Annotated in this window: 5 protein-coding genes and 1 pseudogene; 5 read left to right on the top strand and 1 reads right to left on the bottom strand. The window is 71.4% G+C overall.

From position 1 onward, the window contains the following. Positions 1 to 446, top strand: a pseudogene (locus tag ABNT58_RS21405) (thioredoxin reductase); the annotation flags it as partial. Here ABNT58_RS21405 and ABNT58_RS21400 read toward each other — a convergent pair. Continuing rightward, positions 443 to 871 (bottom strand): META domain-containing protein, encoded by a 429-nt coding sequence (locus tag ABNT58_RS21400; RefSeq protein WP_348755433.1) that lies wholly within the window; start codon positions 869 to 871, stop codon positions 443 to 445. The pseudogene ABNT58_RS21405 and the gene ABNT58_RS21400 sit on opposite strands and share 4 nt — an antisense overlap. Positions 872 to 974: 103 nt before the next feature. Here ABNT58_RS21400 and ABNT58_RS21395 point away from each other — a divergent pair, with 103 nt between their 5' ends. From ABNT58_RS21395 to ABNT58_RS21380, 4 genes are all read left to right on the top strand, one after another. After that, on the top strand, positions 975 to 1,889 hold the full coding sequence (locus ABNT58_RS21395) for a LysR substrate-binding domain-containing protein (protein WP_348755432.1): 915 nt from the start codon (positions 975 to 977) through the stop codon (positions 1,887 to 1,889). A 59-nt stretch (positions 1,890 to 1,948) separates the two neighbouring features. Continuing rightward, a complete protein-coding gene (gene tcuA, locus ABNT58_RS21390) occupies positions 1,949 to 3,391 on the top strand; it encodes an FAD-dependent tricarballylate dehydrogenase TcuA (protein WP_348755431.1) in 1,443 nt (480 codons plus the stop codon). Further along, positions 3,378 to 4,559, top strand: a complete 1,182-nt coding sequence (gene tcuB, locus ABNT58_RS21385; protein WP_348755430.1) for a tricarballylate utilization 4Fe-4S protein TcuB — start codon at positions 3,378 to 3,380, stop codon at positions 4,557 to 4,559. The genes tcuA and tcuB overlap by 14 nt, the downstream gene beginning before the upstream one ends. Positions 4,560 to 4,587: 28 nt before the next feature. Continuing rightward, positions 4,588 to 4,944, top strand: a 357-nt coding sequence (locus tag ABNT58_RS21380) for a tripartite tricarboxylate transporter substrate-binding protein (RefSeq protein ID WP_348755429.1), incomplete at its 3' end; no start/stop codon positions are given.

Below are 4,944 nucleotides of genomic sequence, written 5' to 3'. Positions count from 1 at the left end.
GGCCCGAGTCCTTGCACCAGGCGCTGCTGCTGCCCGAATGGGGCGACGTCACGCTGTGCCTGAATGGCCGCTTCGAGCCCGATGCCGCGGCGCTGGCGCAACTGGCCGCGCGGGGCGTGGCCGTGGAACGGGCCTTGGTGCAGGCGGTGGAGGACGAAGCCACGCTGGTGCTGGCCGATGGCCGGCGCGAGGTGTTCGCGGGCCTCTTCACCGCGCCGCGCACCGCACCGGCCAGCCCCCTGGCGCAGCAGCTGGGCTGCCTGCTGGAACACACGCCCACCACCCAGCATGTGCACACCGATGCGATGAAGCACACCACCGTGCCCGGGGTGTTTGCCTGCGGCGACACCGGCCGCGCGATGGGCAATGTGGCGCTGGCGGTGAGCGATGGCGCCATCGCCGGGCTGGCGGCCCACCGGTCGTTGATGTTCGGCCTGGCGGCCTAGGAACCGCCTTCCACGAAGCGCGTGCCGCGCAGCATGCCGCGGCCGTCGGCATCGCGCAGCTCCAGCAGGCCGTCAGGCCGCACGCGGGCGGTGCGCGAGGCTTCCAGCGCGGTGAGGACGCGGTCTTCCTGCTCCATCGCCATCGGGCCGCAGGCGCGCTTGGTGGTCACCACCGGGCCCAGCGTCAGCCGGTCGGCCTTCAGCGTGTAGCTGGCGCGCAGGCTGTTGCAGCTTGTGTGGCCCACCAGCGTGCCGTCGTCGCGAAAGTCCAGCCGCGCCTGGCTGCGGTCCACCAGGGGCTCGGTCATGGCCTGGTCCACCCGCCAGAGGCCGGCCACGCTGAGCGGAGCCGGCGTGGGCGGGCTGGCGGCGCAGCCGGCCAGCAGCAGCATTGCAAAGGGAAGGGCGCGAGTAGCGAAGGGCATGCAAGGTCTCCTGCGGCGGCGCGGCATCGGCACCGCCTGTGGCCTGTTTTATAGCCGGATACTGCAGGCACCGCGCCGCCGGCGTGGGCAAGGAGGGAAGGGCTTGGAACTGCGGCAGCTGCGTTACTTCGTGCGGGTGGTGGAACTGGGCAGCATGGGCCGCGCCGCGCAGGACCTGGGCGTGGTGACTTCCGCACTCAGCCAGCAGATCAGCCGGCTGGAAGGCGAGCTGGCCACCCGGCTGCTGCAGCGCGACGCCCGCGGCGCCCGCGCCACCGATGCGGGCATGGCCTTCTACCAGCAGGCGCAGCTCACGCTGCGCCATGCCGACGACGCGGTGCGCGCGGCGCAGCAGGCCCGCTTGTCGGGCCATGTCAGCGTGGGGCTGGCGCCTTCCACCTCGGCGGTGCTGGCTTTACCCTTCATGCAGGCGATGCGTGAACGCTACCCCGACGTGCGGCTGCGCATGGTCGAAAGCCTCTCGGGCCATCTGGCCGGCATGCTCACCGCGCGCCAGCTGGACCTGGCGCTGCTGTTCGACACCGGCCATGCCAGCGTGCCGCTGCTGGAAGAACGGCTCTTTTTGCTGGGCCTGCGCAGCCTGCCCGGGCTGCCGGCCGCGGCCCGCGTGCGGCTGGCCGAGCTGCGCCACCTGCCGCTGCTGCTGCCCAGCCACCGCCACGGCCTGCGCGCCACGGTGGACGCCGCCTTCAAGCGCGCCCGCGGTCAGCCCAACCTGGTGCTGGAGGTCGATGGCCTGGCGGTGCTGATGGACGCGGTGTGCGCCGGTCTGGCCGCCACCATCCAGCCCGGCGCCGCCACCGCGCGGCTGGCCGGGCAGGACATCGTGCGCGCCGAGATCACCGACCGCGGCGCCCGCCGCATCAACCGCCTGGCTGCGCTGCCCGAAGACGAGCTGTCGCCCGCCGCACTGGCCGCCCGCGTGGTGCTGCGCGACGTGGCCCGTGGCCTGGTGCAAGGCGGCCAGTGGCCGGGCGCCACTCTTCACGAAGCGTGAACACCTGTTGCCCGGCCGCCGTCTAGCGGCCGGGCAGGGCGGCTCCTAGAGTGCCGCCCATGCCTTCCACGCAGAACCCGGACATCCCCGACGTGCTCGTCATCGGCGGCGGCAATGCCGCGCTGTGCGCCGCGCTGATGGCGCGCGAAGCCGGCGCCAGCGTGCAGCTGCTGGAAGCCTCGCCCCGCGAATGGCGGGGTGGCAATTCGCAGCATGTGCGCAACCTGCGCTGCATGCACGACGCGCCGCAGGACGTGCTGGTGGAGGTCTACACCGAAGAGGAGTTCTGGCAGGACCTGCTCAAGGTGACGGGTGGCCGCACCGACGAGGCGCTGGCCCGGCTGGTGATCCGCGCCAGCGCCACCTGCCGCCCGTGGATGCGCCGCCATGGCGTGCATTTCCAGCCATCGCTGTCGGGGGCGCTGCACACCGCGCGCACCAACGCGTTTTTCATGGGCGGCGGCAAGGCGCTGGTCAATGCCTACTACCGCAGTGCCGAACGGCTGGGCGTGCGGGTGCGCTACGACACGCCGGTGGACCGGCTGGAACTGCAGGACGGCCGCTTCGTGGCCGCCTGGTCGGGTGGCCAGCGCTTTGCCGCCCGCGCCTGCGTGCTGGCCTGCGGCGGCTTCGAAAGCAACCGCGACTGGCTGCGTGAAGCCTGGGGCACCAATGCGCGCGGCGAGCAGCCGGCCGACAACTTCCTGATCCGCGGCACCCGCTTCAACACCGGCACGCTGCTGCGCTTCATGATGGCGGCCGGTGCCGACACCATCGGCGATCCGACGCAGGCCCACATGGTGGCCATCGATGCGCGGGCGCCGCTGTACGACGGCGGCATCTGCACCCGCATCGACTGCGTGTCGCTGGGCGTGGTGCTCAACCGCGAGGCCGAGCGCTTCTACGACGAGGGCGAGGACTTCTGGCCAAAGCGTTATGCCATCTGGGGCCGGCTGGTGGCCCAGCAGCCGGGGCAGGTGGCGTATTCGGTGATCGACGCCAAGGCGGTGGGCCGCTTCATGCCGCCGGTGTTTCCGGGCGTGCGGGCCGACAGCCTGCCCGCGCTGGCCCGCGGCCTGGGCCTGGACGAAGCCCGCTTCATGCACACGCTGCAGGCCTACAACGCGGCCTGCCGGCCCGGCAGCTTCGACCACACCCGGCTGGACGACTGCCGCACCGAAGGCCTGAGCCCGGCCAAGTCCCACTGGGCGCGGCCGATCGACACCCCGCCGTTCTTCGGTTATGCGCTGCGCCCGGGCGTCACCTTCACCTACCTGGGCCTGAAGGTGGACCACACCGCCGCCGTGCGCTTTGGCGGGCGGCCCAGCCCCAACCTGTTCGTGGCCGGCGAGATGATGGCCGGCAACGTGCTGGGCCAGGGCTACACCGCCGGCGTGGGCATGAGCATCGGCACCGCCTTCGGCCGCATCGCGGGCACGCAGGCCGCGGCCGCCTGCGGCCACGTTCACCCGCACCTGGAGCAAGACAATGTCGCCGCTTGACACCCTGGTGCGCGAAGCCACCGACCTGGCCGAGGCACGGCCGCCGCGGGTGATCCCGATCCAGCCGATGACCGGTAGCGAGCAGGAGCTGGCCCGCGTGATGGCCATCTGCAATGCCTGCCGCTATTGCGAAGGCTTTTGCGCGGTGTTTCCGGCCATGACGCGGCGGCTGGACTTTCACAAGCAGGACGTGAACCTGCTGGCCAACCTGTGCCACAACTGCGGCGCCTGCCTGCATGCCTGCCAGTACGCGCCGCCGCACGAGTTTGCGGTCAACGTGCCGCGCGCGATGGCCGAGGTGCGGCTGGGCACATACACCGAGTTTGCATGGCCACCGGCGCTGGGCCGGCTGTACCAGCGCAACGGCCTCACGCTGGCGCTGGCGCTGGCCGGCGGGCTGGCCCTCTTCATGGTGCTGGCCGCCGGGCTGCACGGCAGCCTGTGGGGCGGCGCGCCGCAGGGCAACTTCTATGCGGTGTTTCCCCACCACCTGATGGTGTCGCTGTTCGCGCCGGTGTTCCTGTTCGCGGCCCTGGCGCTGGGCATCGGCGTGAGCCGCTTCTGGCGCAGCGAAAAGCCGGGTCCGGCCAGCGGCGCCGCGGTGGCCGAGGCCACGCACGACGTGCTGCGCCTCAAGTACCTGGAAGGCGGCCATGGCGAGGGCTGCAACAACGCCGACGACCGCTTCACGCTGTGGCGACGGCGCTTTCACCACCTCACGTTCTACGGCTTCCTGCTGTGTTTCGCGGCCACCGGCGTGGCCACGCTGTACCACTACCTGCTGGGCTGGCAGGCGCCTTATGCCTATGCCAGCCTGCCCAAGCTGCTGGGCATCAGCGGCGGCGTGATGCTGGTGCTGGGCACCGCGGGGCTTTTCATGCTCAACCTGCGCCGGCATGCGCTGCAGCAAGACCTGCGGCAGCGGCCGATGGACCGGGGCTTCATCGCGCTGCTGTTCCTCACCGCGGCCAGCGGCCTGGTGCTGATGTTGTTCAAGGCCACGCCGGCGCTGGCGCTGCTGCTGTCGGTGCACCTGGGCGCCGTGATGGCCTTGTTCGCCACCATGCCCTACGGCAAGTTTGCCCACGGCATCTACCGCAGCGCCGCCCTGCTGAAGTGGGCGATCGAGAAGCGACAGCCGAGCCGCTTGCAGCTCGGCGACGACTGATTCCAACCGCCCCCGCCAGGAGACCGCCATGCGCCCCAGCCTTTCCACAAGCCGCCGTTCCTTCCCGCTGCTGGCCATCGCGCTCGCGCTGGCCGCGGGCCAGGCCCCAGCCCAGGAGCTGCCCAGAAAGCCCGTCACCCTGGTGGTGGGCTTTGCCGCCGGTGGCGCGGCCGATGCGGCGGCGCGGATGATCGCCAAGAAGCTGCAGGCCAACATCGGTCAGACCGTGGTGGTGGACAACCGGGCCGGCGCCGGCGGCAACATCGCCCACCAGTTCGTGGCCAAGGCCGAGCCCGACGGTTCGGTCATCCTGCTGGGCTCCATCGGCCCGCTGACCATCGCGCCGCACCTGATGAAGGTGGGCTACGACCCGTTCAAGGACCTG

The organism is uncultured Aquincola sp. (assembly GCF_964001545.1).
In the GTDB taxonomy this organism is placed as follows: Bacteria; Pseudomonadota; Gammaproteobacteria; order Burkholderiales; family Burkholderiaceae_C; genus Aquincola.
This window is presented reverse-complemented; position numbering and strand designations above follow the sequence as displayed.